Genomic DNA, 26,014 nt, shown 5'->3' on the forward strand with positions numbered 1-26,014 from the left:
TGCGAAGCGCTCCCAAGATTTTGGGGCCGCTGCGCAGCCCAGCGGGAGCAAGCTCCCTCGCCACACAGCAAGCCCGCTCCCACATTTGGACCTGTGTTGAACAGGACCGGCCCGGCATTTTTTCCTCTATGAGTTTTTCGAGTTAAGGAGTGACACCATGCTGGTGATGCGCCCCGCGCAAATGGCTGATCTGGGCGAGGTACAGCGTCTGGCTGCGGACAGCCCGATTGGTGTCACCTCCTTGCCGGATGATGTCGAACGCCTCAGCGACAAGATCGCCGCCAGCGAAGCGTCCTTCGCGGCCGAGGTGAGTTTCAACGGTGAAGAAAGCTATTTCTTTGTGCTCGAAGACACCGAGACCGGCAAGCTCGCCGGTTGCTCGGCCATTGTCGCGTCGGCCGGCTATTCGGAACCCTTCTACAGTTTTCGTAACGAGACCTTCGTGCACGCCTCCCGCGAGCTGAAGATCCACAACAAGATCCACGTGCTTTCCCAGTGCCACGACCTCACCGGCAACAGCCTGCTCACCAGCTTCTACGTGGTGCCCGAGCTGGTCGGTTCACCGTGGTCGGAACTCAATTCACGTGGCCGCCTGCTGTTCGTCGCCAGTCACCCCGAGCGCTTTGCCGACTCGGTGGTGACCGAAATCGTCGGCTACAGCGACGAGAACGGTGACTCGCCGTTCTGGGACGCCATCGGTCGCAACTTCTTCGACCTCAACTACGCCGCCGCCGAACGCCTGTGCGGGCTGAAAAGCCGTACCTTCCTCGCCGAGCTGATGCCGCACTACCCGATCTACGTGCCACTGCTGCCGGACGAAGCCCAAGAGGCGATGGGCCAGGTGCATCCGCGTGCGCAGATCACCTTCGACATCCTGATGCGCGAAGGCTTCGAGACCGACCATTACATCGATATCTTCGACGGTGGCCCGACGTTGCATGCACGGGTTTCGGGCATTCGCTCCATCGCCCAGAGCCGCGTGGTGCCGGTGAAAATCGGCGAGATGGCCAAGGGGGTCGGCCGCCAGTACCTGGTGAGCAATGCCTCGTTGCAGGATTACCGCGCGGTGCTGCTGGAGCTGGACTACGCGCCCGGCAAACCAGTGACCCTGGACCTGGCCGCGGCGGAAGCGCTGGGTGTCGGTGAAGGTGCCAGCGTGCGTTTGGTTGCGGTTTAAACACAGAGTTTCGCGGGTGGCTGGCAACAGCGGCCCGTCTGAGGAGATAGCATGATCGTTCGTCCCGTACGCAGCAGCGATTTACCTGCCCTGATTGATCTGGCGCGCAGCACTGGCACCGGCCTCACCACCTTGCCGGCCAACGAAGAGCGCCTGACCCACCGGGTCGGCTGGGCCGAGAAGACCTTTCGCGGCGAAGCCGGGCGCGGCGATGCCGACTACCTGTTTGTGCTGGAAAACGACGAAGGCCGCGTGGTGGGCATTTCCGCCATCGCTGGCGCCGTCGGCCTGCGCGAGCCTTGGTACAACTTCCGGGTCGGACTGACGGTCAGCGCCTCCCAGGAGCTGAATATCTACCGCGAGATCCCGACGCTGTTTTTGGCCAACGACCTCACCGGCAACTCCGAGCTGTGCTCGTTGTTCCTGCACGCCGATTACCGCACCGGCCTCAACGGCCGCATGCTGGCCAAGGCGCGCATGCTGTTTATCGCCGAGTTCCCGCAGCTGTTCGGCAACAAGATCATCGCCGAGATGCGCGGTGTGTCCAACGACGCCGGGCGTTCGCCGTTCTGGGAAAGCCTGGGCCGGCACTTCTTCAAGATGGAATTCAGCCAGGCGGACTACCTCACCGGTGTGGGCAACAAAGCGTTTATCGCCGAGCTGATGCCGAAATTTCCGCTGTACAGCTGCTTCCTGTCCGAGGATGCGCGCAACGTGATCGGCAAGGTCCACCCGGACACCGAGCCGGCGCTGAGCATGCTCAAGAGCGAAGGGTTCAGCTACCAGGGCTACGTCGATATCTTCGACGCGGGCCCGGCGGTGGAATGTGAGACCAGCAAGATCCGTGCGGTGCGCGACAGCCAATCGCTGGTGCTGGCCATCGGCACGCCGGGGGACGACGCCACGCCGTTCCTGATCCATAACCGCAAGCGCGAGGAGTGCCGCATCACGGCCGCTCCGGCCCGTCTGGCGGCAGGCACGCTGGTGGTCGATCCACAGACCGCCAAGCGCCTGCAACTGGTGGTGGGTGATCAAGTGCGTGCTGTTCCGTTGTCTGCTGCCCGGGAGTCGAAATAATGAATTCGTTGTATATCGCAGGTAGCTGGCTGGCCGGCCAGGGTGAGCTGTTTGAATCGCGCAACCCGGTGACTCAGCAAGTGCTGTGGGCCGGCAATGGCGCCACCGCCGAGCAGGTTGAGTCCGCCGTGCAGGCCGCACGCCAGGCGTTCCCGGCCTGGGCCAAGCGTTCGCTGGAAGAGCGCATCGGTGTGTTGGAAACCTTCGCCGCCACCCTGAAAAAACGCGCAGATGAAATCGCCCACTGCATCGGTGAGGAAACCGGCAAACCGCTGTGGGAATCGGCTACCGAAGTCACCAGCATGGCGAACAAGATCGCCATCTCGGTGCAAAGCTACCGCGAGCGTACCGGCGAGAAGAGCGGCCCGCTGGGCGACGCCACCGCCGTGCTGCGCCACAAGCCTCACGGTGTGGTGGCGGTGTTTGGCCCTTACAACTTCCCCGGTCATTTGCCCAACGGGCATATCGTCCCCGCGTTGCTGGCGGGCAATACCGTGCTGTTCAAGCCGAGCGAACTGACGCCGAAAGTCGCCGAGCTGACGGTGCAGTGCTGGATCGAAGCCGGTTTGCCGGCGGGCGTGTTGAACCTGCTGCAAGGCGCGCGGGAAACCGGTATCGCCCTGGCGGCGAATCCTGGGATCGACGGGTTGTTCTTCACCGGTTCCAGCCGCACCGGCAATCATCTGCACCAGCAATTCTCCGGGCGCCCGGACAAGATCCTCGCCCTGGAAATGGGCGGCAACAACCCGCTGGTGGTGGATGAAGTGGCCGACGTGGATGCGGCGGTCTACACCATTATCCAGTCGGCGTTTATCTCCGCTGGCCAGCGTTGCACCTGTGCCCGTCGCCTGCTGGTGCCGGAAGGTGCGTGGGGCGATGCGTTGCTGGCGCGCCTGGTGGCGGTCAGCGCGACGATCGAAGTGGGCGCGTTTGATCAGCAGCAAGCGCCATTCATGGGCTCGGTGATTTCCCTGGCGGCGGCCAAAGCGTTGATGGAAGCGCAGGAATTGATGCTCGCCAACGGCGCCGTGGCGCTGCTGGAAATGACCCAGCCGCAGGCGCAGGCCGCGCTGCTGACCCCTGGCATTATCGATGTGACCGGCGTGACCGAGCGCGAAGACGAAGAACTGTTCGGCCCCCTGTTGCAGGTGATTCGCTACGCTGATTTTGCAGGCGCGATTGCCGAGGCCAACAACACCCAATACGGCTTGGCCGCTGGCTTGTTGTCGGACTCCGAAGCGCGTTACCAGCAGTTCTGGCTGGAAAGCCGCGCGGGGATCGTCAACTGGAACAAGCAACTGACCGGCGCGGCGAGTACTGCGCCGTTTGGTGGGGTCGGGGCCTCGGGCAACCATCGCGCCAGTGCGTATTACGCGGCGGATTATTGTGCGTATCCGGTGGCGTCGTTGGAAACGCCAAGCTTGGTAGTTCCAGCAACACTGACCCCAGGTATTACCCTGAACTAAAGATGCCACCGACCCAATGTGGGAGCTGGCTTGCCTGCGATGCAGACGACTCGGTCTTTCAGATACACCGAGGTGATGCCATCGCAGGCAAGCCAGCTCCCACATTGATCGGGTTTGCAGATATAGAGTTGCGGTGATTTAGAAATCGCAGTTGATGCCTATAAAAACAGATGTTCGTGGAGCCTCGCCGATGAAATCCTATGAAGTCAATTTTGACGGTCTAGTGGGGCCGACCCATAACTACGGCGGTTTGTCCTTCGGCAACGTCGCGTCCCAGAGCAACAGCCAGCAGCATTCCAACCCCAAGGAAGCGGCGTTGCAGGGCCTGCAAAAAATGAAAGCCCTGACGGACATGGGCTTTGTCCAAGGCGTGCTCGCGCCGCAGGAACGCCCCGATGTGGCCGCCTTGCGCAGCCTTGGTTTCAGCGGTAGCGACGCCCAGGTCATCCAGCAAGCCGCCAAGGATGCCATGCCGTTGCTGGTGGCAAGCTGCTCCGCATCGAGCATGTGGGTGGCCAACGCCGCCACGGTCAGCCCCAGCGCCGACACTGCCGATGGCCGCGTGCATTTCACCGCCGCCAACCTCAACTGCAAATACCACCGCAGCATCGAACACCCGACCACCAGCCGCGTGCTGGGGGCGATGTTTGCCGATCAGAAGCACTTCGCCCACCACGCCGCGTTGCCGGCAGTGGCGCAGTTCGGTGACGAAGGCGCGGCCAACCACACGCGTTTCTGCCGTGAGTACGGCGAAGCCGGTGTGGAGTTTTTTGTGTTCGGCCGCAGTGCGTTCGACAGCCGTTTCCCGGCGCCGCAAAAGTACCCGGCGCGCCAGACGCTCGAAGCCTCCCAGGCCGTTGCGCGTTTGCACGGCCTGAAGGAAGAAGGCGTGGTCTACGCCCAGCAGAACCCGGCTGTGATCGATGCCGGTGTGTTCCACAACGACGTGATTGCGGTGGGCAACGGCGAAGTGCTGTTCTATCACGAGGATGCGTTCCTCAATACCGAACAGATGCTGGCTGAGCTGCAAGCCAAGTTAGGCAAGCTGGGCGGCAACTTCCAGTCGGTCTGCGTGCCCCGCGCCCTGGTCAGCGTCGAGGACGCGGTGCGTTCCTACCTGTTCAACAGCCAATTGCTGACCCGCGCCGATGGCTCGATGCTGCTGATCGTGCCGGAAGAATGCCGCGCCAACGAACGCGTGTGGCATTACCTGCAAGGCTTGACGGCTGCCGGTGGGCTGATCCGTGAAGTGAAGGTCTTCGACCTCAAGCAAAGCATGCAGAACGGCGGTGGCCCGGCATGCCTGCGCTTGCGCGTGGCGTTGAATGAAACGGAACTGGCGGCGGTGAATCCAGGCGTTATCATGACCGCGCCGTTGTACGAAACACTGACCCAGTGGGTAGGCAAGCACTACCGCGACAGCCTGCGGGAAACCGATCTGGCTGACCCGCAATTGTTGCTTGAATGCCGGACGGCACTGGATGAACTGACGCAAATCCTTAAACTGGGCTCGGTTTATCCTTTCCAGATCAATTAAACGCCGCACGGCTGAGAGTTATATATGACCACCGACACCCTGAAACTGATTCTTGAAGACACCGACGGCACCCAGCTGGAAACCTCCTGCACCCGCGTCGCCGTGGTGTGGCAGGGCAAGGAAATCTGGATCCAGCACGACGGCCGTGGCCAGCTGCTGATCGGCGTGGACGTGGAAGAAGGCGACGCCGAATACGCCAATCTGCTGATGCGCCCACTGGCCACCAACCTGATGAGCCTGCAACTGGAAATGGAACCGGCCGACGTTGAAGGTGACGACGACGATCACGTCCACGGCCCAGGCTGCAATCACTAAGAGAAGTTGCTTATGCTCGCCCTCGGCAAACTGCTTGAACTGACCCTCGCCGGTCGTGAACCGGCGCAAAAAATTCAACTGACTGTCGACGGCGTGCAGATGCGCTGGCTCAGCGAGGGCGCGCTTGAAGTGCGCCCGCCGCAGGGCAAGGACAACGGCGGCGACCTGCTGCTGTCGTCCGGCATCCATGGCAACGAAACGGCGCCGATCGAACTGCTCGACCGCCTGTTGCATGGCATCGCCCGTGGGGAGATCAAGCCCCGCAACCGTATTCTGTTCCTGTTCGGCAACCCCGAGGCCATGCGTCGCGGCGAGCGTTACCTCGAACTGGACGTCAACCGGCTGTTCAACGGCCGTCACGAACAAAACATCGGCCCGGAGGCCATGCGCGCCGCCGAGCTTGAGCAACTGGCCCGCAGCTTTTTCAGCTTGCCTGACCGCTGGCGCCTGCATTACGACCTGCATACCGCGATTCGCGGCTCGAAGATCGAGCAGTTTGCGCTGTACCCGTGGAAGGACGGGCGCCAGCATTCGCGACGCGAGCTGGCGCGCCTGAACGGTGCCGGCATGCAAGCGGTGCTGCTGCAAAACAAGACCTCCATTACCTTCACCGCCTTTACCTACGAGCAACTGGACGCCGAGGCCTTCACCCTTGAGTTGGGCAAGGCGCGGCCGTTCGGGCAAAACCAGGGTGTGGATGTGTCACGCCTGGAGACGCGCCTCAAGCAGATTATCGAAGGCATCGAGCCGGCCACCGACAGTCTCGATGGCTTGCTACTGTTTGCGGTGTCCCGTGAAGTGATCAAGCACAGTGACGCCTTCCTGTTGCACCTGCCGGCCGATGTGGAAAATTTCTCACCGTTGGCCAAGGGCTTTTTGCTGGCCGAAGACGTGGCCAAGACGCGTTGGGTGATTGAGGAGGAGGGAGCACGCATTATCTTCCCCAACCCGAAGGTCAAGAATGGCCTGCGGGCGGGGATTTTGATCGTACCTAGCCTGGGTGAAGCGTTGGCTTAGTTGCCAATGTCCTTCGATGCATAGGAGGTGCGCAACGGCAGTCCGAACTCTTTGCGGATGCCATTTTCGGTGAAGGCTTGCGGGTTGGTTTGCGTCGGCGGTGTAGTGGGGTCCAAGTCGAAGTCAAACGGCTCCATTGCGATCGGCAAGCCCACGGCCTGTCGCTCTATATTGGGCGTCTGTACGGTTTGATCGCCATATGCTTCCGCTGTTTTCCCTGAAACCGCCGTGCCGGTGACGGCGTTATAGGCGTGGCATAACTCGTGATACAGGCCAATGATCGGCAGCAGGCCCGATGGGCTGAAGTTTGGGTTGTATTTCACTAGCCCGCCGTAGTCTGGTGTGCCTGGTTGGCCATCGCGGATGATCGGCTGATCGGTGGTGGAAGAGAGGCTGAATGACGCGTTCGCCATTTCAAAGTACTCAATCCGCACGGCTTTGCCGCCCAATTGCGCTGCTTTATCCAACGCCTGCAGCAGTTTTTGGCCGTTGGGTGAAAGGCGAAATATTGCAAGGTCTGCCTCGACCCGCGCGATGAACTCCGGCGAGCCCTCGATAAGTACCCCGACTTTGCCCGCATCGCTCGCCGCGACCGGTATGTGATGAATGGCGTTGGGGTCGTCTGGCATCAGCACCGCCATAATCTGATCCACGGACGGTAAAGGCAGGGTGTTGAGCTTTTCCAGCATCCACTTACGGCGTTGAGCGTTGGTGATGGCGACCAGGGTGGTATCGGCCTGGCTGTAGACCGTGTCGATCGGTTTCAGCCCGCAGACACGGTCATGACCTCGGCCCGGGTAGATCGCGTGGGTGCCGGTGCCGGCCGTGATGACGTCGTTACCGTCGCCACCACTGAGAATGTTATGCCCGCTGCCGCCGGTGATGGTGTCTTGGCCGGGGCCGCCGTCGACAAAGCTCAGTCCGCTGCCTGCCTGAACACGGTCATCGCCTTCGCCAGCGTATACCCGCGTGGTTTCAGCGCTGGAAATTTGGATGCTGTCATCACCGCTGCCGGTGTCCAGGTTGCAGATGCCCGAAGTGATCCTCACGTTGTCGTCGCCTTCGCCGGTCAGCAGCGTGGTGTGCCGGCCGCCGACGCACAGGTAGTCATCGCCAGGACCGGATCTGATGACGACGGGGTTTTCTATCCCATCATCGATGTACACCGAGTCAGCACCCTCACGGGTATTGAGAACAATGACCTGCTTTTGGGATGAGGGCTTTATCCGGTAAAGCACCTTCGCTACGTACAAATGCAGATGGTCCTGCACGGCCGTGAGCCAGAGGGTGTTTTGCTCGGTCTTGAAGGTGAAGCGCAGCAGGTCATCCATAGGGGGCTTGTGGTTCATCGTACGCAACCTAATGCGTGCCACGTTCAGGTGGCTGTCCAGGTAGATCGTATCCTCGGAGGATAACGGCAGGATGGGGTTCAGTCCCAAGTCGTTGAGAGATAGGCAGCCGCCATGTATGGCGTAGGTCGCGCTGGGGGTGTCAGGCACAAAGAGGGGGCGGGTCATGGTGTGACAGGTCTCTGATGAGTGGAGGGCTGGGGATCAGCCGGTGGCTCACTAGACCGTATCTGCTCGGAGGGGCGGTGGTAGATGTTTGAATGAAAACGCCCCGGTCACTGACGTGAGCGGGGCGTTTGCGCAGGCCTGGATTTAGACGGCCAGCTTCTGCTCGCTGCGACGAATGGCGCGGACTTTGTGCAGGGTGTCGGCGCAGGTACGTGCAGCTTCCTGGCCCTTGTGCACGAAGTGCTCGTAGAAGAAGGTGTGGTGCTCACTGCCTGCATGGAAGTGATGCGGCGTCAGCGATACCGAGAACACCGGCACTTCGGTTTCCAGCTGCACTTGCATCAGGCCGCTGACCACCGATTGGGCGACGAACTCGTGACGGTAGATGCCACCGTCCACCACCAGCGCGGCGGCGACGATACCGGCGTAGCGGCCGGTCTTGGCCAGCAGCTTGGCGTGCAGGGGCATTTCAAAGGCGCCGCCGACTTCGAAGAAATCGATGTCCGATTCCTGGTAGCCCTGGGCGATCATTTCGGCGAGGAAGCCTTTGCGCGATTGGTCGACAATATCCTTGTGCCAGCAGGCCTGGATAAATGCGACGCGCTCGCCGTGATGGTTTTTGCTTTTGCTGTCGATTGCGGTGGGTTGCATGTTCTGACTCCTGTTTAAGAAAAAAACAGGGCGATATGAATCGAATGGGATTTAAGGGTACGCAAGACGAGCGGCCCTTAGGTGCCAATCCCGTTCTCTCTTCATCCGGACTATGACCGTCGGCCCCGGGATCACACCGGGTCTGCTGACCTTGGCGCCGCCCCGCGTGAGCAGTTCGAGGCGCCAAGCGCTCGCGGGCTATACACATTGCGTGTAATTACCGCCGGTGGGGAATTGCACCCCGCCCTGAGAACGTTGCCACCAGAACCCTGGCGGCGGAGAGTTTTTATCATGGTTTTTCAAAAACTGCACGGCTGCCGTATCGATAGGCTATATCGGTTTGTTTGGTTGGTATTCGATTGAATATGCCCGGGGCTTGATATTCCGTGGCGTTGCCCGCAGTAATGACCTTCAAAAGGACTTATCCACTCCGTAAGAGGCCTGTTTCATGTCTGTGATCGACCTGCGCAGCGACACCGTGACCCAACCCACTCCCGGCATGCGAGACGCCATGGCCAACGCCGCCAGCGGCGACGACGTGTATGGCGAAGACCCCAGCGTCAACCTTCTGGAAGCCGAAATGGCCAAGCGCCTGGGCTTCGAGGCTGCGTTGTTCGTGCCCACCGGCACCATGAGCAACCTGCTGGCGCTGATGGCGCACTGTGAGCGCGGCGAGGAATACATCGTCGGCCAGCAAGCCCATACCTACAAATACGAAGGTGGTGGCGCGGCGGTGCTCGGTTCGATCCAGCCGCAACCGCTTGAGGTGCAGGCGGATGGCTCCCTCGACCTGGACCAGGTGTTGGAGGCGATCAAGCCTGACGATTTCCACTTCGCCCGCACGCGCTTGCTGGCGTTGGAAAACACCATGCAAGGCAAGGTGCTGCCGCTGGCATACCTGGCCAAGGCGCGCGCGTTTACCCGTGAGCATGGCCTGGCGCTGCACTTGGATGGCGCGCGGATCTACAACGCGGCGGTCAAGCTGGGGGTGGATGCGCGGGAGATCGCCGGGTATTTCGATTCGGTCTCGGTGTGCCTGTCCAAAGGTCTGGGCGCGCCGATTGGCTCGGTGCTGTGCGGCTCGCAGGTGTTGATCGCCAAGGCGCGGCGTTTGCGCAAGATGGTCGGCGGCGGCATGCGCCAGGCCGGCTCGCTGGCGGCGGCGGGGCTGTACGCGCTGGATCACCAGGTGCAGCGCTTGGCCGACGACCATGCCAACGCGCAATGGCTGGGGGATGAGCTGCGCAAGGCCGGCTACACGGTGGAGCCGGTGCAGACCAATATGGTCTACGTACAGATCGGCGACCAGGCCCAGGCGCTCAAGGCGTTTGCCGCCGAGCGCGGGATCAAGTTGAGCGCCGCACCGCGCCTGCGCATGGTCACCCATTTGGATGTGAGCCGCGCGCAGATCGAACAGGTGCTGGCGACATTCGTCGAATTTTCGCGCAAATGAGCCTGCACACCGTCTAATTGAACGTTTCAATCGTATAAACACGCTGTACCACCGGCAAAGGGCCGATATAATGCGGCCCTTTGCCGTCGCTCCGTCTGATGATGTTGCGCACTGGCCTTTGGCCGCAGCCTCCGTGGAAGAACCTAATGAAAAGCGCAGAAATCCGTGAAGCCTTCCTTCGCTTCTTCGAAGAGCAAGGCCACACCCGTGTAGCCTCCAGCTCTTTGATCCCAGGCAATGACCCAACCCTGCTGTTCACCAACGCGGGGATGAACCAGTTCAAGGACTGCTTCCTGGGCCAGGAAAAGCGCGCCTACACCCGCGCCACCAGCAGCCAGAAGTGCGTACGCGCCGGCGGCAAGAACAGTGACCTGGAAAACGTCGGTTACACCGCGCGTCACCACACCTTCTTCGAAATGCTGGGCAACTTCAGCTTTGGCGACTATTTCAAGAAAGATGCGATCACCTTCGCCTGGACCTTCCTGACTGGCGTGCTGAAGCTGCCGAAGGAAAAACTCTGGGTCACCGTGTATGCCACGGACGACGAAGCGTATGACATCTGGACCCAACAAATCGGCGTGCCGCAAGAGCGCATGATCCGTATCGGCGACAACAAAGGCGCGCCGTACGCTTCCGACAACTTCTGGACCATGGGCGATACCGGCCCGTGCGGCCCTTGCACCGAGATCTTCTACGACCACGGCGCCGACATCTGGGGTGGCCCGCCGGGTTCGCCGGAAGAAGACGGCGACCGCTACATCGAGATCTGGAACAACGTGTTCATGCAGTTCAACCGCACCGCCGATGGCGTGTTGCATCCGTTGCCAGCGCCGTCGGTAGACACCGGCATGGGCCTGGAGCGGATCAGTGCGGTGATGCAGCACGTGCACTCCAACTATGAAATCGATCTGTTCACAAACCTGCTGAGCGCCTCGGCAGCGGCCATTGGCTGCGCCAATGAAAGCCAGTCTTCGCTCAAGGTAGTGTCCGACCACATCCGTTCCTGCGGCTTCCTGATCGCCGATGGCGTGCTGCCGTCGAACGAAGGCCGTGGTTATGTGCTGCGCCGCATCATCCGTCGCGCCTGCCGCCACGGTAACAAGCTGGGCGCCACCGGCAGCTTCTTCTACAAGATCGTCGCGGCACTGGTTGCCGAGATGGGCGAAGCTTTCCCGGAGCTCAAGCAGCAGCAAGGCAACATCGAGCGCGTGCTCAAGGCGGAGGAGGAGCAGTTCTCCAAGACCCTGGACCACGGCCTGAAAATTCTCGAACAGGACCTGGCCGGCCTCAAAGGCACCGTGGTCCCGGGCGACGTAGTGTTCAAGTTGTACGACACCTACGGCTTCCCGATGGACCTGACCGCCGACATCGCCCGTGAGCGCGAGCTGACCATCGACGAAGCCGGTTTTGAGCGTGAGATGGAAGCCCAGCGTGTGCGTGCGCGTTCCGCCAGCTCTTTTGGCCTGGACTACAACACCCTGGTCAAGGTTGATGTGCCGACCGAGTTCACCGGCTACAGCGCCACCGTGGGTTCGGCCAAGATCGTCGCCATTTATAAAGACGGCAAGTCGGTCGATGTGTTGAACGAAGGCGAAGAAGCGGTGGTGGTCCTGGACCAGACGCCGTTCTACGCCGAATCCGGTGGCCAGGTCGGTGACTGTGGCTTCCTGAGTTCGACGTCGGGCCGTTTTGACGTGCGCGACACCACCAAGACCGGCGGTGCGTTCCTGCATCACGGTGTGATGGTGCTGGGCAACCTGACGATCGGTGCGCCGGTCGATACCCAGGTCGATGCCGATGTACGCCACGCCACTGCACTGAACCACTCGGCCACGCATTTGCTGCACGCGGCATTGCGCCAGGTCCTGGGCGATCACGTCCAGCAGAAAGGCTCGTTGGTGGATAGCCAGCGCCTGCGTTTCGACTTCAGCCACTTCGAAGCGATCAAGCCTGAGCAGATCAAGGCGCTGGAAGACATCGTCAACGCCGAGATCCGCAAGAACACCCCGGTGCAAACCGAAGAAACCGACATCGAGACCGCCAAGGCCAAGGGCGCCATGGCGCTGTTCGGCGAGAAGTATGGCGACAGCGTGCGCGTACTGAGCATGGGCGGCGATTTCTCGGTGGAGCTGTGTGGCGGTATTCACGCCAACCGTACCGGTGACATCGCCCTGATGAAAATCATCAGCGAAGGCGGCGTGGCGTCCGGTGTACGCCGTATTGAGGCAGTGACCGGCGCTGCGGCCCTGGCCTACCTGAATGCCGCCGAAGAACAACTCAAGGAAGCGGCCAGCCTGGTCAAGGGCAGCCGCGACAACCTGATCGACAAACTGTCCGCTGTGCTGGAGCGCAATCGCGCCCTGGAGAAACAGCTGGAGCAGTTGCAAGCCAAGGCAGCCAGCGCGGCGGGCGACGATCTGTCGGCCACGGCCCTGGACGTCAAGGGTGTGAAAGTCCTGGCGACGCGTCTGGACGGCCAGGACGGCAAGGCGCTGTTGGCCTTGGTCGATCAGTTGAAGAACAAGCTCGGCCGCGCAGTGATCCTGCTCGGCGGTGTCCATGAGGATAAGGTCGTTCTGGTTGCCGGTGTAACCAAGGACCTGACTGGCCAACTCAAGGCCGGTGATTTGATGAAGCAAGCCGCTGCGGCAGTGGGCGGGAAGGGCGGTGGTCGTCCAGACATGGCACAAGGCGGTGGTGTAGACGCCGGTGCCCTGGACGCGGCCCTGGCCCTGACCGTGCCGTTTGTCGAAGCGGGTATTTAAGGCACTGGTGGCGCGCCCATGGTCTAGTCATGGGCGCGCGCAGGTGCTGGAAGATTGGTTTATTGGGCGCCCCTTTACGGGCTGAGGCGGCTTAGAAATGGCTTTGATCGTACAGAAATTTGGAGGCACCTCGGTCGGCTCCGTCGAACGAATCGAGCAGGTGGCCGACAAGGTTAAGAAATTCCGTGATGCCGGCGACGACCTGGTGGTGGTGCTGTCGGCCATGAGCGGCGAGACCAATCGCCTGATCGACCTGGCCAAGGCTATCAGCGGTGATCAACCGCCGCTGCCGCGTGAGCTGGATGTGATCGTGTCCACCGGTGAGCAGGTGACCATCGCCTTGCTGGCCATGGCGCTGAACAAGCGCGGTGTGCCGGCGGTGTCCTACACTGGCAGCCAGGTACGCATCCTTACGGACAGCGCACATACCAAGGCGCGCATCCTGCAGATCGACGATCAGAAAATTCGTACTGATCTGAAAGCAGGGCGCGTGGTAGTTGTAGCGGGCTTCCAGGGTGTTGACGAGCACGGCAACATCACCACCCTCGGGCGTGGCGGTTCGGACACCACCGGCGTGGCGCTGGCAGCGGCTCTCAAGGCCGATGAATGCCAGATCTACACCGATGTGGACGGCGTCTATACCACTGACCCGCGTGTGGTGTCCGTGGCCCAGCGCCTGGATAAGATCACCTTTGAAGAGATGCTGGAAATGGCCAGCCTCGGTTCCAAGGTGTTGCAGATCCGCGCGGTGGAGTTCGCCGGCAAGTACAACGTTCCGCTGCGCGTATTGCACAGCTTCAAAGAGGGTCCGGGCACCCTCATTACTATTGATGAAGAGGAATCCATGGAACAGCCGATCATTTCCGGTATCGCTTTCAACCGTGATGAAGCCAAGCTGACTATCCGTGGCGTGCCAGACACCCCGGGCGTGGCTTTCAAGATTCTGGGCCCGATCAGCGACGCGAATGTTGAAGTCGACATGATCGTGCAGAACGTTTCCCACGATAACACCACCGATTTCACCTTCACCGTGCACCGCAACGAGTACGATGCGGCGCTGAAGATCCTGGAGAACACCGCCAGCGAGATTGGCGCGCGTGAAGTGGTTGGCGATACCAAGATCGCCAAGGTGTCGATCGTGGGCGTGGGCATGCGTTCCCATGCCGGCGTTGCCAGCCGCATGTTCGGCGCCCTGGCGAAGGAGAGCATCAACATCCAGATGATCTCCACATCGGAGATCAAGGTCTCGGTGGTGATCGAAGAGAAGTACCTGGAGTTGGCTGTACGCGCGCTGCATACCGCGTTCGAGCTGGATGCTCCGGCCCGACAGGGCGAGTGATGTAAGGCCAGGAAGGCGCGGTTTACCGCGCCTTTCCTTTTTTTGTAGGGCGCATGTTCTTTTGCGTGGGCTCGACAATACTTAGGCGGGTAGGGCTATGGCCATCAGGTTGTAGGTCGAACGCCTTTTTTTTGCAGACTGTTGTTCCTGAACTGAAATGCGTGAGGAGAAAGGTATGCTGATTCTGACTCGTCGTTGCGCAGAAAGCCTGATTATCGGTGATGGCGAAATCACCGTGACCGTGCTCGGCGTCAAAGGCAATCAAGTGCGTATTGGGGTTAACGCTCCGAAAGAGGTAGCGGTCCACCGCGAGGAAATCTACCTGCGGATCAAGAAAGAGAAGGACGAAGAACCAAGCCTTTAATTTTTATCGTTTTTTATGTTTGCAAACGGGGAAGAACGTGGTTAATATACGCCCCGTGTTGCGGAGAGCTGGCCGAGTGGCCGAAGGCGCTCCCCTGCTAAGGGAGTACACCTCAAAAGGGTGTCGGGGGTTCGAATCCCCCGTTCTCCGCCATTATTTGCTTAGTACGTTGCAATCTGGTTTTTTCGTAAGTTGTTGAAAATAAACGAAAAAATAGCTTTACATAGAGATTGAACGGCCTATAATGCGCGGCAACAAATGCACTCGTAGCTCAGCTGGATAGAGTACTCGGCTACGAACCGAGCGGTCACAGGTTCGAATCCTGTCGAGTGCACCATTTAAGAGTCAGTTGCAGCAATGCAGGTGACTTTGCTCCAACCAGTTGTGATCTGGTCTAAAAACACAATCTGCACTCGTAGCTCAGCTGGATAGAGTACTCGGCTACGAACCGAGCGGTCACAGGTTCGAATCCTGTCGAGTGCACCATACAAACAAAAAGCCCGCCTAGTGCGGGCTTTTTGCCGTCTGGGGTTTGAGTAGGATTTATCCCAGGCTTTATCTTTTCTCCTATGTCATGTGTTTTCCTTTCGGGCTGCGTCGTCGCAGTTCATAGATCCAGCCGTTGCTCAGCTTTTGCTCGCAAGCGCTTGTTCTTTCCAGTTTTTTAACGTTTAAAGCGGTCGGGCGGTGTATCATTGCGCCCGTCAGCCCCGCCGGGGCTTGTGGAATACCTCCATGGACTTACCCAGTAGTTACTCAGTACCCCGTTTTACCAATCATGAATTGACTGATTGATCCTTCCGGCGTGCCCCGCTGCTGGGAGTGGAGTTCGCCTATGACCGAAGTAGAAGTAAAGAAAACACAAGAAAGCCTGCAGGATCGCCTGGCTCAAGTCATCGAGCTGCTGCAGCGCCAGCGCGTGGTCGAAGACCTCACGCATCGCCAGGAAGGTCCGAACCACGACCGCGTCGAAAACCTGGTTCACCGGCAAAACCTCGTCGAGCTGCAACGCAAACTCGATGATCTGCACTCCGCCGACGTCGCCTACATTCTCGAAGCCTTGCCGCTTGATGATCGACTGACCCTCTGGCAGTTGGTCAAGGCTGACCGCGACGGCGACATCCTCCTCGAAGTATCCGACTCGGTACGTGAAACCCTGATCGCCGACATGGACGATCACGAGCTCCTGGCTGCAGCCAAGGAGATGGATGCCGACGAACTCGCTGACCTGGCCCCTGAGCTGCCGCGTGATGTCGTGCATGAGCTGATGGAGGCCCTCGATGGCCAGCAGCGTGAGCGAGTACGCTCCGCGCTGTCCTATGACGAGGATCAGGTCGGCGCCCTGATGGACTTCGAGATGGTCACTATCCGCGAAGACGTCAGCCTGGAAGTGGTATTGCGTTACCTGCGTCGCCTCAAAGAGCTGCCAGGTCACACCGACAAGCTGTTCGTGGTGGATTACGAAGGCATCCTCAAGGGTGTGCTGCCGATCAAGCGTTTGCTGGTCAATGACCCGGACAAGAAAGTCGCGGATCTGATGGCCAGCGATACGGTGAGTTTTCACCCGGACGAAGATGCCTACGAAGCTGCGCAGGCGTTTGAGCGTTATGACTTGATCTCAGCCCCGGTGGTCGACAAGAACGGCAAGTTGATTGGCCGTTTGACCATCGATGAAATGGTCGACTTGATTCGTGAAGAAAGTGAGACTGAAGTCCTCAACATGGCGGGTCTGCGTGAAGAGGAAGATATCTTTGCCTCGGTCTGGCGCTCACTGCAAAACCGTTGGGCCTGGTTGGCCGTCAACCTGATCACGGCCTTCATTGCGTCGCGGGTTATTGGGCTGTTCGAAGGCTCAATCGAGAAGCTGGTGGCGCTCGCGGCACTGATGCCGATTGTGGCCGGGATCGGCGGCAACTCGGGTAACCAGACGATCACCATGATCGTGCGCGCCATGGCGCTGGACCAGGTGAGTACTGCCAACTCATCGCGCTTGCTGCGTAAGGAGCTGGCAGTGGGCCTGATCAACGGCCTGGTGTGGGGTGGGGTGATCGGTGTGGTGGCTTACTTGCTGTACGGCAGTTGGTCGCTTGGCGTCGTGATGACGGCTGCCATGACGCTCAACCTGCTGTTGGCGGCGCTGATGGGGGTGTTGATCCCCATGACCCTGGCGCGCCTTGGGCGCGATCCTGCCATGGGTGCCAGTGTGATGATTACTGCAATGACCGACAGTGGTGGTTTCTTCATCTTCCTGGGTCTGGCAACAATCTTCCTGCTCTGATCCTATCCTGAGGGGGCAACTCTGCCCCCTTGTTGCATTCCCTTTACAAATTCCATGCAAAAAAAAGCCAGCACTTAGCTGGCTTCGGCTTTCAGTTGTCTATCAATTGGCTTCTGCGGCCGCCTCGACGTCGTGCGCGATAAGCGAGACGAGAGCATTTTGCTGGCGGTGGGAGAGCTGACGAAAACGCTGCAGCAGTTCGCGTTCGTGCAGCGACAGCTCGGGGCTGTCCAGGCGCATGCTCAACTCTTCGCCCAACGCACCTTCCTGAATAAGGCTTTGCTCCAGGCGCGCGATGATTTCGGAGTTCATGCTGCGGTGATGATTGCGAGCCACCTCGGCAATGCGTTCCCGCATTCCGTCTGGCAGACGTACGACGAACTTGTCAGCCGTACGGCTGGAATAAATTGCCTGTTTCAATGGGCGCATATATTTAACCGGTTAGTTCAGGGGAGCGGTTTTTGGAATTGGCCGCAAGCGATGAGAGTTAAGACAAGGCTCACGACCAAAGTTCAACCTGAATTGCAAAGAGGCCGCATCATGCCTCAGATTTGCCAGTTCCTTGGCGTCAATTCTGTGACAAATATTGAACTGCCTACAGGCTTAATGCCAGCACTGATTTGCTTTTTTGCGGACTGGTTGGAAAACTTTTCGACGAAAAACCTCATCCAGCAATTTTCGCTTATACCCCGGCCGCAAAAGGGTTGAAGGGCGCACATCCTATAGCAATGTGGCCTTTTGCCCTTAATTTTAAGACTAGTGGCAATCTGCCGATTTACTAGCGCGAGGCGACATAAGGTAGGCGATGGGAAGGGGGCGGCTCAGCGCAATACGGGGTCGAATTTGATCCGCCGGCCGACGATGAGGGTCAGCAAGAGAAGGCTGGCAAACACGCCGCTGGCTATAAAGGATGTGGTTTGCTCATCTTGGGCGTTGACGTTGAGTCCCAGAATGGCAGCAGCCAAGGTCAAGCAAAGGAACATCCAGGCAGGCTTGCTCATGGGTACGCCCTCAGAAAACCCAATGTTCGGAGGAGGGCGCTGCTTGAGTGCCCTGTGTCAGATGGATGTCGGATTGTGGCTTGGCGGTCATCACGGCCAATTGCGGGCGCTGTTGCAAGTGATGCGGCACGGGCTGGTGCAACTGCGCGGTGTCTTCGCTGTTGCTCGATTGGAAGTGGAACATCACCAATGCGGCCAGGGCCACGGTATTGAGAGCTAACAGAAGCGCGCTGTTCATGATCATGTTCTCCGTGGCTGGCGTTGCCAAATGGGTGTTGTAGGAGAGGTATTGCAGAACCCGTGCCAACGTTTTATTTCAATTAAATCAGTGGTTTAGATGTTATTTGCAGGTCTGTTTTATTGCAATTTGCAATGATGGCATTTTGGGAGAGTGCATTTTGCACGATGGCGCCAAGTGCCTGGATTTGCTGGGGCAGGCTGTAGTCGCCCAGGCAGGCAGCGGCCTACACTCAAAAAGCCTACGGACGACATGACAAAACCCACCTCGGCCGTTAACATGCACGCCGTCCGTCGCACTGCCCCTGGCGCAGCGACGGCGATTTGTCCCAGTAGCTCAATTGGATAGAGCATCCCCCTCCTAAGGGGAAGGTTGGCCGTTCGAACCGGCCCTGGGACACCAGATCCAAAGCCCCGCACAGATCACTCTGGCGGGGCTTTTTTGTGGGCGTTCGTCAAAGACGCGCCGAACCTTGCCGCGGTTCTGGGTTCACAGCAGGTGCCCGGCTTATTTATCGCTATCTGTGTATCTGACAGGCAGCCGGGCAACGTCTGACGGTTAAGCAAAATAATCCCCGGAAACAGCATTTGCCGCCTGTCCGGGTCCGTCACCCAGGACTATCATGCCGATAGCCCTGTCCCTCACTGCAAGGAGCCGCTCGGAACGCCGATGCGCCAGATCTGGAAATCTTTTCGAGCCCTTTATTTCGCCTCCTTGATGATGCTGATCGGCTCCGGCCTGCTCAGTACCTACCTGGCCTTGCGCCTGGCGGCCGACCATGTGGACAGCCTGTGGGTCGGTGCGCTGATGGCGGCCAACTATTTTGGCCTGGTGCTGGGTGGCAAGATCGGGCACCGCCTGATCGCCCGGGTCGGGCATATTCGTGCGTATGCCACCTGTGCCGGGATCGTCGGTGCGGCGGTGTTGGGGCACGGCCTGATCGACTGGCTGCCGGCCTGGATTGTGCTGCGGATCATCGTCGGCTTGGGGATGATGTGCCAATACATGGTCATCGAGAGCTGGCTCAATGAGCAGGCCGACGCCAAGCAGCGCGGCGTGGTGTTCAGCGGCTACATGATCGCTTCCTACCTGGGGCTGGTGCTGGGGCAGTTGATCCTGGTGATGCATCCCCAGCTCGGTCTGGAATTGCTGATGCTGGTCGCGCTGTGCTTTGCCCTGTGCCTGGTGCCGGTGGCCATGACCCGGCGGATTCACCCGGCGCCGCTGCATCCTGCGCCGATGGAGCCGCGCTTCTTTATCAAGCGGGTGCCGCAGTCGCTGAGTACGGTGCTGGGTGCGGGGTTGATCGTTGGTTCGTTCTACGGTCTGGCGCCGCTTTACGCCTCCCAGCAAGGGCTGACGACGGAGCAGGTCGGTCTGTTCATGGGTTCCTGCATTTTTGCCGGCCTGCTGGTGCAGTGGCCGCTGGGCTGGTTGTCCGACCGTTATGACCGGGCCTTGTTGATTCGCTGTTTTGCCTTGTGCCTGGCGGTCGCCGCGTTGCCGTTGGCGATCATGACGCAGGTGCCGCTGGAGGTGCTGTTCGTGGCGGGCTTCCTGTGTTCACTGGTGCAGTTCTGTCTTTACCCGTTGGCCGTGGCCTTTTCCAACGACCATGTTGAGGGTGACCGCCGCGTGTCGCTGACCGCTATGCTGTTGGTGACCTACGGTGTCGGTGCCAGTATCGGGCCGCTGTTGGCCGGCGTGGTGATGAAGCTCTTCGGCAGTCAGATGCTGTACGCGTTCTTCAGCTTGTGTGCGCTGATCCTGGTGTGGCGCATACGGCCGAAGGCGGTGACCAACCTGCATCAGGTGGATGATGCGCCGCTGCATCACGTGGCGATGCCTGACAGCATGTCCAGCTCGCCGCTGGTGGCTGCGCTGGACCCGCGGGTAGACGAGCAGGTGGTGCAGGAGCAGATGCAAACCGCTGTGCCGGAAGAGCCCGTACCTGAAACCGAGCAGCCGCCAGTAGATGAGCCTGCATTCGAAGGCCCACCGGAGCCTCTGGGCCCTGAAGAACACCCCCATGACTTGAGCAGGGCGCGTCCCTGAATGCAAAAACGGGCAGATCCCATGAGGATCTACCCGTTTTTTTGCGGCGTGCTTTAAGGCTTAAAAGTCGTCGTCTTTGTCAAAGCGCCGTGCTTCGCGTTGCAGCTGGTACACAAAGCGTTCGACCTGGCGTTGCACCAACCCACTCATGTTGTGGAAGCGTACGCCGGCAAAGGTGGTGTTGATCTTTTCTTCGAAGTGCAGGTAACGCAGTTCGACGGAGGTGGTCATGCTGCCGAAGGGCAGGGCGGCGATAAAGCGATCGTAGACCTGGCCCAGTTGCAAGCGCTCGGAGATGTCGCCTTCAAAGCGCAATTTGCAGCCGGTGGCGGAGATGTCCAGCAGCTTACCGCTGACCGGCGCCTTGAGTTTCTCGCCGCCCAGCTCGATGTTCACCAGTTGCGCCAGCTTCAGCGCGGCGCGGAAGGCATTGCGGCGCTGATGGTAGACCACCTCGTCCGGCATGCTGCCGGTGTAGATACGGTGGCCGTCTTTTTCGCTGACGGTGTAGGTGCCGTTGCTTTCCCACGCGACGCGCACGCCTTCGTGGAAGCCTTCGATACGAAACGGTTCGCCGCTTTCCAGGAAGCGCTCGCCATCGCGCGGGATCATTTCGTCCAGTGCCAGGGTCTTGCTGTCCCGGTCGACGTCCACCAGGTAGCTTTGGAAGCGTTGGCTGCGTTCGTGGAAGGTAATGATCAGCGGGTCGTGGCTTTCTTGCAGCATCCGCAGGGTGCCGACAATTTCCAGAGGTGTAGTGAGTACCTTGGGTGGCTGCGGTGTATCTTCCGCATTAAGGGCGTTGAACACGGTTCTTCCATCTCCAGACAAAATACGACTACACGCAAGAACCGGCATTTTGCCAGCATGTAGCGCGCCTTGGATAGGGCGCGCTGTAAACCGGCGTCAGGCTTGGCTGCGGGTGCCTGGCTTGACCAGGCGTGAGGTGGAGCCTTGGGCGTTATACAGGGCCGGTGGCTCGCCGCCATGGAGTATACGCAACTGGTTGGCGGTCGTGGCTTGCTGAAGCTGGATCGACTGACCGTTAAGCAGGTTGGCTTCCTGGCATTGGCTGAGCAGCTCATTGAGTGCCTGGCTCTGCGCCAGCAACTCGTCGCCGACGGAGGAATGACTGGCCAGTTGGCTGAGGCCGTCGTGATCGGTGGGCAGGCCGAGGCTGGCCAGGATCTGGCTGCGCTTCTTGCCATGCTGTTCGAGGAGCACGATGAGCGACTGTTTGCGCGCCAGGATTTCTTCCAGCAAGCGCATATCCCGGCCGTAGAGGGCCAGGGATTCTTCTTTTAGCAGCTCGAGCAATTGTTGCGTCGGCGCCAGATCATCAATGATCAGTTGAAGCAGGGTTTCGTCGTGGTGCATGGCTGGCCTTGGGTTTTAAGCGTCCAAAAGCCCGGCGCAGGCCTTTGCCTAGCGCTCGGCTTCGAAGTTAAGCAGCTTGCTGGCTACACGGTTGCTGTCGACTTTATAGCTGCCATCGGCGATTGCCTGTTTCAACTCGGCCACGCGGGCACTGTTGACAACCGGTTGATCGCGCAGCGAGTCAGTGACCTTCTGCAACTGTTGAGCCTCATTGCTCAGGTGTACGGATTCCCCGCTTTGGCTCGCGCCGGCCTGTTCTGCCTTGGCGGGCAGCGCCTGGGACTTGGCTTCTGCGCTGTCCTTGGCACTGCTGGTGCGCGTAGAACCGGGCAACGCCTGGGAATTATTTAAACGACTGAAATCGATGACCATGATAAAAAAACCTCTGGGTATTTGGACGCTTGCCATGTTTTCGGCCATACCCGGACAAACTTTAGGCTCGATTGACAATAAACCTGCATGCGCACACGTCTGGTACACAGTGTAGGAAAAGCTGGCGCCTGATACCAGTTCTCTATAAAGCCACCTCGACCTGGCCGGGTGCCGTCACCCGTGCCTTGATCACGCGGTTGGAGTTGAGGTTCTTGACCCTGATCTGTTCACTCATGCCGCCATTGGACAGCGCTTCCCCCGGCATTTTTACCTGCAAGGCCCCGCTGCTGGCGGAAATCACCACCTGGTCGCCCTTGCGAATAACCTCGGCCTGTTCCAGATGCACCAGGGTAATGACCTGATCGGTGACCACTGGTCGGGTCAATTTTTGCCCGACCGCCTGATCCACCGAGGTGAGATAGCCCTGGCTGATCAGGCTGATATCACGCTCACGCAGCACAACATCGTCGAAACCGATTATGCCGGTGCGCTTCAGCGGCCGTGCCACCACCACCACATCGCGGAACAGTTTGACCTGCGCCGGCACGAACACGGTCCACGGCGCAGCGCCCTCGCAGCGTACTTTTACGGTCACGCGGCCAATCGGCTGGGCGGGACTTTCCAGGGTGGCTGTCAATTCCTTGTCGCACATCGGCATGCGCAGGCGCGGGTCGAGTTGGTTGACCTGGATTTCATAACGCCCGGGCGTCTGGGTGGTCGCCAGATAATCTTCTACAGTGAACTCAAGAAACCCTTGGGTGACGCCGATAAGTAGATCAGGCAAGGTGACGTTGTCCGCGCGGGCCGTGGTGCCCAAGCCCAAGGCAAGCAGCGCCAGCGGTACGCAAAACAAGCGGCAATACCGTGTCAGGTCAAGGTGTCGGGAAACTGTCGTTTTAATATCCATGACCAATAAATAGCAAAGCTCGTGCCGTTTAGTGTTGGGTGCGCGTCACTGCCCTTATAGGTATGGCCAAAGGTTTTAGCGTGGGAGTCAAGGCATGGCAGGAGTAATGGATTCAGTAAACCAGCGCACACAGCTGGTAGGGCAGAATCGCCTGGAGTTGTTGCTTTTTCGCCTGGATGGCAAACAGCTGTATGGCATCAACGTGTTCAAGGTGCGGGAAGTGTTGCAGTGCCCCAAACTGACGATCATGCCCAAGTCCAGCCCGGTGGTGTGTGGCGTGGCCAACATCCGTGGCGCGACCATTCCGATCCTTGACCTGTCCCTGGCTACCGGCTCGGCAGGTTTGCAGGACCGCGAAAACCCTTTCGTGATCATCACCGAGTACAACACCAAGACCCAGGGCTTCCTGGTGCGCTCGGTGGAGCGCATCGTCAACATGAACTGGGAAGAGATCCATCCGCCGCCCAAGGGCACCGGCCGCGATCACTACCTCACGGCGGTGACGCGGGTGGATAACCAGTTGGTGGAAATCATCGACGTGGAGAAGATCCTCGCCGAAGTGGCGCCTACCTCGGAATCGATTTCCGTCGGTGTGGTCGACGCCGAGACGGCGCACAAGGCGATTTCGCTGCGTGTGCTGACGGTGGATGACTCCTCGGTGGCGCGCAAGCAGGTGACCCGTTGCCTGCAAACCGTCGGCGTAGACGTGGTGGCCCTCAATGATGGGCGCCAGGCGTTGGACTACCTGCGCAAACTGGTCGATGAAGGCAAAAAGCCGGAAGAAGAATTCTTGATGATGATTTCCGACATCGAGATGCCGGAAATGGACGGATACACCCTCACGGCCGAGATACGCAACGATCCACGCATGCAAAAATTGCATATCATCCTGCATACTTCATTGTCGGGCGTATTCAACCAGGCGATGGTCAAGAAGGTCGGTGCCGATGACTTCCTGGCCAAATTCCGCCCGGATGACCTGGCAAACCGGGTTGTTGACCGGATCAAGGCAGCAGATCACGGCTAGGGGATTTCCCCTGGCGGTCACACGATTTAAGAGGCGGTATCATTGTCTACGGGTAATTTGGATTTCGAACAGTTCCGGGTCTTCCTGGAAAAAGCCTGTGGCATATTGCTCGGTGAAAACAAGCAGTACCTGGTATCCAGCCGTCTCAACAAGCTGATGGAACAGCAGGGCATCAAGTCGTTGGGCGAGCTGGTTCAACGTATCCAGGGGCAGCCGCGCAGCGGGCTCAAGGAAATGGTGGTCGATGCCATGACCACCAACGAAACCCTGTGGTTTCGTGACACCTACCCGTTTGAAGTGCTCAAGAGCAAAGTGCTGCCGGAAGCCATCAAGGCCAGCCCGGGCCAGCGCTTGCGCATCTGGTCGGCGGCCTGCTCCTCGGGGCAGGAGCCGTATTCGATCTCGATGTCCATCGACGAGTTCGAGCGGACCAACATGGGCCAACTGAAGGCCGGTGCGCAGATTGTTGCCACCGACCTGTCCGGCACCATGCTCACCAACTGCAAGACCGGCGAGTACGACAGCCTGGCCTTGGGCCGGGGTTTGTCCCAGGAGCGCCTGCAACGTTACTTTGACCCGAAAGGGGCAGGGCGTTGGGCGGTCAAGGCGCCGATCAAGAGCCGCGTGGAGTTTCGCTCGTTCAACCTGCTCGACAGCTACGCCAGCCTGGGCAAGTTCGACATGGTGTTCTGCCGCAACGTGCTGATCTACTTCTCGGCCGAAGTGAAGAAAGACATCCTGTTGCGCATCCACGGCACGCTCAAGCGGGGCGGCTATCTGTTCCTCGGTGCTTCCGAAGCGCTGAACGGTTTGCCGGATCATTACCAGATGGTGCAGTGCAGTCCTGGGATCATCTACCAGGCCAAGTAAGTCCGGGTTCACTCGACCAAAAATGTGGGAGCCAGGCTTCTGTAGGAGCTGGCTTGCCTGCGATAGCATCACCTCGGTCTAACTGAAAAACCGAGGTGCCCGCATCGCAGGCAAGCCAGCTCCCACATAAGCCCGCTCCCACATTTGTTTTGCGGCAATCCTCCTGATAGCGGCAACGCGGATTGCCGCTTTACTGGCGCTACGCGGAAACCGCTTGCCGCTTTTCTGGCATTGCCATCGGCAACCTGCCCTCAAACCCTTTAAATACGGGCTCTGCATAAACTGGCACACACCTTGCTATAACCCTGTTAACGAACAGCAGGTCAGCCTAAAGGTTTCCGCCATGAGCATCAGCTTCGATAAAGCGCTCGGTATCCACGAACAAGCCCTGGGCTTTCGCGCCCAGCGTGCCGAAGTCCTGGCCAACAACATTGCCAACGCCGATACCCCGAACTACAAGGCTCGGGACCTGGACTTCTCCGCCGTGCTCGCTGCGCAGCAGGACAAGACCAAGAACGGCACCTTCGCCTTGAACATGACCAACAACCGTCATATCGAAGCGCAAGGCCTGAGCAGTGGGGATGAGTCGCTGCTGTATCGCACGCCGATGCAGCCGTCGATCGACCAGAACACCGTCGACGCCCAGCTGGAGCAATCGGCCTACGCCGAGAACTCAGTGAACTTTCAGGCAAGCTTTACCCTGCTCAACAGCAAATTCAAAGGGCTGATGTCAGCCCTGCGTGGAGAGTAAGCCATGTCCCTGTCCAGTGTTTTCAATATTGCCGGTAGTGGCATGAGCGCGCAGACCACGCGTCTGAACACCGTCGCCAGTAACATCGCCAACGCCGAGACCGTGTCGTCGAGCATTGACCAGACCTACCGCGCCCGTCACCCGGTGTTCGCCACCATGTTCCAGGGCGGCCAGGCCGGTGGCAGCGATTCGCTGTTCCAGGACCAGGGCAATGCCGGTTCCGGCGTGCAGGTGCTGGGTGTGGTTGAAGACCAGAGCAACCTGGAAGCCCGCTACGAGCCCAACCATCCCGCCGCGAACGAAAAGGGTTATGTCTACTACCCCAACGTCAACGTGGTCGAGGAAATGGCCGACATGATTTCCGCCAGCCGTTCGTTCCAGACCAACGCGGAAATGATGAACACCGCCAAAACCATGATGCAGAAGGTCCTGACCCTGGGTCAGTGATAAGGGGCGCCAA

The 26,014-nt window shown here is 59.5% G+C and carries 25 protein-coding genes, 4 tRNA genes and 1 riboswitch; of the genes, 20 read left to right on the top strand and 9 right to left on the bottom strand.

The window, feature by feature from the left end; all coding sequences use genetic code 11:
* Positions 1–157 precede the first annotated feature (157 nt).
* The 6 genes from aruF (at position 158) to astE (ending at position 6,589) form a co-directional block, all read left to right on the top strand.
* Entirely contained in the window at positions 158–1,177 is a 1,020-nt protein-coding gene (gene aruF, locus ACU688_RS01740) for an arginine/ornithine succinyltransferase subunit alpha (RefSeq protein WP_124528191.1), read from the top strand.
* Positions 1,178–1,228: 51 nt separating this feature from the next.
* The gene (gene astA / locus ACU688_RS01745) at positions 1,229–2,254 is read left to right on the top strand and encodes an arginine N-succinyltransferase (protein WP_124528192.1); all 1,026 of its coding nucleotides are present in this window, start codon (positions 1,229–1,231) and stop codon (positions 2,252–2,254) included.
* Positions 2,251–3,720, top strand: a complete 1,470-nt coding sequence (gene astD / locus ACU688_RS01750) for a succinylglutamate-semialdehyde dehydrogenase (RefSeq protein ID WP_448184017.1) — start codon at positions 2,251–2,253, stop codon at positions 3,718–3,720. Before astA ends, astD begins: the two co-directional genes overlap by 4 nt.
* A 190-nt stretch (positions 3,721–3,910) precedes the next feature.
* Positions 3,911–5,257 (top strand): N-succinylarginine dihydrolase, encoded by a 1,347-nt coding sequence (gene astB, locus ACU688_RS01755; RefSeq protein WP_448183441.1) that lies wholly within the window; start codon positions 3,911–3,913, stop codon positions 5,255–5,257.
* A gap of 24 nt (positions 5,258–5,281) precedes the next feature.
* Positions 5,282–5,572 (top strand): hypothetical protein, encoded by a 291-nt coding sequence (locus ACU688_RS01760; protein WP_003214319.1) that lies wholly within the window; start codon positions 5,282–5,284, stop codon positions 5,570–5,572.
* Between the two features lie 12 nt (positions 5,573–5,584).
* Positions 5,585–6,589, top strand: coding sequence for a succinylglutamate desuccinylase (gene astE, locus ACU688_RS01765; protein ID WP_448183442.1), 1,005 nt, complete (start codon positions 5,585–5,587; stop codon positions 6,587–6,589).
* Here the strand turns inward: astE and ACU688_RS01770 are convergent.
* Both ACU688_RS01770 and ACU688_RS01775 read right to left on the bottom strand, forming a co-directional pair.
* Positions 6,586–8,106 carry a M91 family zinc metallopeptidase gene (locus ACU688_RS01770; RefSeq protein WP_448183443.1) on the bottom strand — a complete coding sequence of 507 codons (1,521 nt, stop codon included), beginning with the start codon at positions 8,104–8,106 and terminating at the stop codon, positions 6,586–6,588. The two genes, astE and ACU688_RS01770, sit on opposite strands and share 4 nt — an antisense overlap.
* Positions 8,107–8,250: 144 nt before the next feature.
* The gene (locus ACU688_RS01775; protein WP_056861672.1) at positions 8,251–8,757 is read right to left on the bottom strand and encodes a 6,7-dimethyl-8-ribityllumazine synthase; all 507 of its coding nucleotides are present in this window, start codon (positions 8,755–8,757) and stop codon (positions 8,251–8,253) included.
* A gap of 88 nt (positions 8,758–8,845) precedes the next feature.
* Positions 8,846–9,015: riboswitch (FMN riboswitch) on the bottom strand.
* A 190-nt stretch (positions 9,016–9,205) separates the two neighbouring features.
* Between ACU688_RS01775 and ltaE the strand changes: the two genes are divergently transcribed.
* The 8 genes from ltaE to mgtE all read left to right on the top strand — a co-directional run bounded on the left by ltaE (position 9,206) and on the right by mgtE (position 16,956).
* Positions 9,206–10,210, top strand: a complete 1,005-nt coding sequence (gene ltaE, locus ACU688_RS01780; RefSeq protein WP_448183444.1) for a low-specificity L-threonine aldolase — start codon at positions 9,206–9,208, stop codon at positions 10,208–10,210.
* Between the two features lie 146 nt (positions 10,211–10,356).
* Positions 10,357–12,975, top strand: a complete 2,619-nt coding sequence (gene alaS / locus ACU688_RS01785; RefSeq protein ID WP_448183445.1) for an alanine--tRNA ligase — start codon at positions 10,357–10,359, stop codon at positions 12,973–12,975.
* A 97-nt stretch (positions 12,976–13,072) separates the two neighbouring features.
* Complete coding sequence (locus ACU688_RS01790; RefSeq protein ID WP_124528199.1) at positions 13,073–14,314, top strand: aspartate kinase; 1,242 nt, start codon at positions 13,073–13,075, stop codon at positions 14,312–14,314.
* Between the two features lie 175 nt (positions 14,315–14,489).
* Positions 14,490–14,678 (top strand): carbon storage regulator CsrA, encoded by a 189-nt coding sequence (csrA, locus tag ACU688_RS01795; RefSeq protein ID WP_003175645.1) that lies wholly within the window; start codon positions 14,490–14,492, stop codon positions 14,676–14,678.
* A 62-nt stretch (positions 14,679–14,740) separates the two neighbouring features.
* A tRNA-Ser gene (locus ACU688_RS01800) sits at positions 14,741–14,831 on the top strand.
* A gap of 107 nt (positions 14,832–14,938) precedes the next feature.
* Positions 14,939–15,015 (top strand) — tRNA-Arg (locus ACU688_RS01805).
* A 72-nt stretch (positions 15,016–15,087) separates the two neighbouring features.
* Positions 15,088–15,164 (top strand) — tRNA-Arg (locus ACU688_RS01810).
* Positions 15,165–15,513: 349 nt separating this feature from the next.
* Positions 15,514–16,956, top strand: a complete 1,443-nt coding sequence (gene mgtE, locus ACU688_RS01815) for a magnesium transporter (RefSeq protein ID WP_017738211.1) — start codon at positions 15,514–15,516, stop codon at positions 16,954–16,956.
* Positions 16,957–17,058: 102 nt separating this feature from the next.
* On the opposite strand, the gene ACU688_RS01820 is transcribed toward mgtE, so the two are convergent.
* From ACU688_RS01820 to ACU688_RS01830, 3 genes are all read right to left on the bottom strand, one after another.
* Entirely contained in the window at positions 17,059–17,385 is a 327-nt protein-coding gene (locus ACU688_RS01820; RefSeq protein WP_003193592.1) for an Arc family DNA-binding protein, read from the bottom strand.
* A gap of 392 nt (positions 17,386–17,777) precedes the next feature.
* Positions 17,778–17,957 carry a PA3371 family protein gene (locus ACU688_RS01825; protein ID WP_448183446.1) on the bottom strand — a complete coding sequence of 60 codons (180 nt, stop codon included), beginning with the start codon at positions 17,955–17,957 and terminating at the stop codon, positions 17,778–17,780.
* Positions 17,958–17,967: 10 nt separating this feature from the next.
* Entirely contained in the window at positions 17,968–18,195 is a 228-nt protein-coding gene (locus tag ACU688_RS01830; protein WP_448183447.1) for a hypothetical protein, read from the bottom strand.
* Positions 18,196–18,520: 325 nt separating this feature from the next.
* Here ACU688_RS01830 and ACU688_RS01835 point away from each other — a divergent pair.
* Together ACU688_RS01835 and ACU688_RS01840 are read left to right on the top strand one after the other, a co-directional pair.
* Positions 18,521–18,597: transfer RNA gene (locus ACU688_RS01835), tRNA-Arg, on the top strand.
* Between the two features lie 267 nt (positions 18,598–18,864).
* Positions 18,865–20,250 (top strand): MFS transporter, encoded by a 1,386-nt coding sequence (locus tag ACU688_RS01840; RefSeq protein ID WP_448183448.1) that lies wholly within the window; start codon positions 18,865–18,867, stop codon positions 20,248–20,250.
* Between the two features lie 60 nt (positions 20,251–20,310).
* Here ACU688_RS01840 and ACU688_RS01845 read toward each other — a convergent pair whose 3' ends face one another.
* The 4 genes from ACU688_RS01845 to flgA all read right to left on the bottom strand — a co-directional run bounded on the left by ACU688_RS01845 (position 20,311) and on the right by flgA (position 22,906).
* Positions 20,311–21,060, bottom strand: coding sequence for a flagellar brake protein (locus ACU688_RS01845; protein ID WP_448183449.1), 750 nt, complete (start codon positions 21,058–21,060; stop codon positions 20,311–20,313).
* A gap of 96 nt (positions 21,061–21,156) precedes the next feature.
* Positions 21,157–21,627 (bottom strand): flagella synthesis protein FlgN, encoded by a 471-nt coding sequence (locus ACU688_RS01850; RefSeq protein WP_448183450.1) that lies wholly within the window; start codon positions 21,625–21,627, stop codon positions 21,157–21,159.
* Between the two features lie 48 nt (positions 21,628–21,675).
* On the bottom strand, positions 21,676–21,999 hold the full coding sequence (gene flgM, locus ACU688_RS01855) for a flagellar biosynthesis anti-sigma factor FlgM (protein ID WP_448183451.1): 324 nt from the start codon (positions 21,997–21,999) through the stop codon (positions 21,676–21,678).
* Positions 22,000–22,141: 142 nt separating this feature from the next.
* Entirely contained in the window at positions 22,142–22,906 is a 765-nt protein-coding gene (gene flgA / locus ACU688_RS01860) for a flagellar basal body P-ring formation chaperone FlgA (RefSeq protein ID WP_207046569.1), read from the bottom strand.
* Positions 22,907–23,000: 94 nt separating this feature from the next.
* On the opposite strand from flgA, the gene ACU688_RS01865 reads away from it, so the two are divergent.
* From ACU688_RS01865 to flgC, 4 genes are all read left to right on the top strand, one after another.
* Positions 23,001–23,933 carry a chemotaxis protein CheV gene (locus tag ACU688_RS01865; RefSeq protein ID WP_448183452.1) on the top strand — a complete coding sequence of 311 codons (933 nt, stop codon included), beginning with the start codon at positions 23,001–23,003 and terminating at the stop codon, positions 23,931–23,933.
* 42 nt (positions 23,934–23,975) lie between these two features.
* On the top strand, positions 23,976–24,803 hold the full coding sequence (gene cheR, locus ACU688_RS01870; RefSeq protein WP_016979774.1) for a protein-glutamate O-methyltransferase CheR: 828 nt from the start codon (positions 23,976–23,978) through the stop codon (positions 24,801–24,803).
* 343 nt (positions 24,804–25,146) lie between these two features.
* A complete protein-coding gene (gene flgB, locus ACU688_RS01875; RefSeq protein WP_017529461.1) occupies positions 25,147–25,554 on the top strand; it encodes a flagellar basal body rod protein FlgB in 408 nt (135 codons plus the stop codon).
* Positions 25,555–25,557: 3 nt separating this feature from the next.
* Positions 25,558–26,001, top strand: coding sequence for a flagellar basal body rod protein FlgC (gene flgC / locus ACU688_RS01880; protein ID WP_065873987.1), 444 nt, complete (start codon positions 25,558–25,560; stop codon positions 25,999–26,001).
* Positions 26,002–26,014 lie beyond the last annotated feature (13 nt).

Source organism: Pseudomonas acericola (SeqCode) (genome assembly GCF_053456465.1).

Bases quoted from the DNA above. Each gene is read 5' to 3' on its own strand.
- aruF (WP_124528191.1), top strand. From the start codon at position 158: ATGCTGGTGATGCGCCCCGCGCAAATGGCTGATCTGGGCGAGGTACAG.
- astA (WP_124528192.1), top strand. From the start codon at position 1,229: ATGATCGTTCGTCCCGTACGCAGCAGCGATTTACCTGCCCTGATTGAT.
- astB (WP_448183441.1), top strand. From the start codon at position 3,911: ATGAAATCCTATGAAGTCAATTTTGACGGTCTAGTGGGGCCGACCCAT.
- ACU688_RS01760 (WP_003214319.1), top strand. From the start codon at position 5,282: ATGACCACCGACACCCTGAAACTGATTCTTGAAGACACCGACGGCACC.
- astE (WP_448183442.1), top strand. From the start codon at position 5,585: ATGCTCGCCCTCGGCAAACTGCTTGAACTGACCCTCGCCGGTCGTGAA.
- ACU688_RS01770 (WP_448183443.1), bottom strand. From the start codon at position 8,106: ATGACCCGCCCCCTCTTTGTGCCTGACACCCCCAGCGCGACCTACGCC.
- ACU688_RS01775 (WP_056861672.1), bottom strand. From the start codon at position 8,757: ATGCAACCCACCGCAATCGACAGCAAAAGCAAAAACCATCACGGCGAG.
- ltaE (WP_448183444.1), top strand. From the start codon at position 9,206: ATGTCTGTGATCGACCTGCGCAGCGACACCGTGACCCAACCCACTCCC.
- alaS (WP_448183445.1), top strand. From the start codon at position 10,357: ATGAAAAGCGCAGAAATCCGTGAAGCCTTCCTTCGCTTCTTCGAAGAG.
- ACU688_RS01790 (WP_124528199.1), top strand. From the start codon at position 13,073: ATGGCTTTGATCGTACAGAAATTTGGAGGCACCTCGGTCGGCTCCGTC.
- csrA (WP_003175645.1), top strand. From the start codon at position 14,490: ATGCTGATTCTGACTCGTCGTTGCGCAGAAAGCCTGATTATCGGTGAT.
- mgtE (WP_017738211.1), top strand. From the start codon at position 15,514: ATGACCGAAGTAGAAGTAAAGAAAACACAAGAAAGCCTGCAGGATCGC.
- ACU688_RS01820 (WP_003193592.1), bottom strand. From the start codon at position 17,385: ATGCGCCCATTGAAACAGGCAATTTATTCCAGCCGTACGGCTGACAAG.
- ACU688_RS01825 (WP_448183446.1), bottom strand. From the start codon at position 17,957: ATGAGCAAGCCTGCCTGGATGTTCCTTTGCTTGACCTTGGCTGCTGCC.
- ACU688_RS01830 (WP_448183447.1), bottom strand. From the start codon at position 18,195: ATGAACAGCGCGCTTCTGTTAGCTCTCAATACCGTGGCCCTGGCCGCA.
- ACU688_RS01840 (WP_448183448.1), top strand. From the start codon at position 18,865: ATGCGCCAGATCTGGAAATCTTTTCGAGCCCTTTATTTCGCCTCCTTG.
- ACU688_RS01850 (WP_448183450.1), bottom strand. From the start codon at position 21,627: ATGCACCACGACGAAACCCTGCTTCAACTGATCATTGATGATCTGGCG.
- flgM (WP_448183451.1), bottom strand. From the start codon at position 21,999: ATGGTCATCGATTTCAGTCGTTTAAATAATTCCCAGGCGTTGCCCGGT.
- flgA (WP_207046569.1), bottom strand. From the start codon at position 22,906: ATGGATATTAAAACGACAGTTTCCCGACACCTTGACCTGACACGGTAT.
- ACU688_RS01865 (WP_448183452.1), top strand. From the start codon at position 23,001: ATGGCAGGAGTAATGGATTCAGTAAACCAGCGCACACAGCTGGTAGGG.
- flgB (WP_017529461.1), top strand. From the start codon at position 25,147: ATGAGCATCAGCTTCGATAAAGCGCTCGGTATCCACGAACAAGCCCTG.
- flgC (WP_065873987.1), top strand. From the start codon at position 25,558: ATGTCCCTGTCCAGTGTTTTCAATATTGCCGGTAGTGGCATGAGCGCG.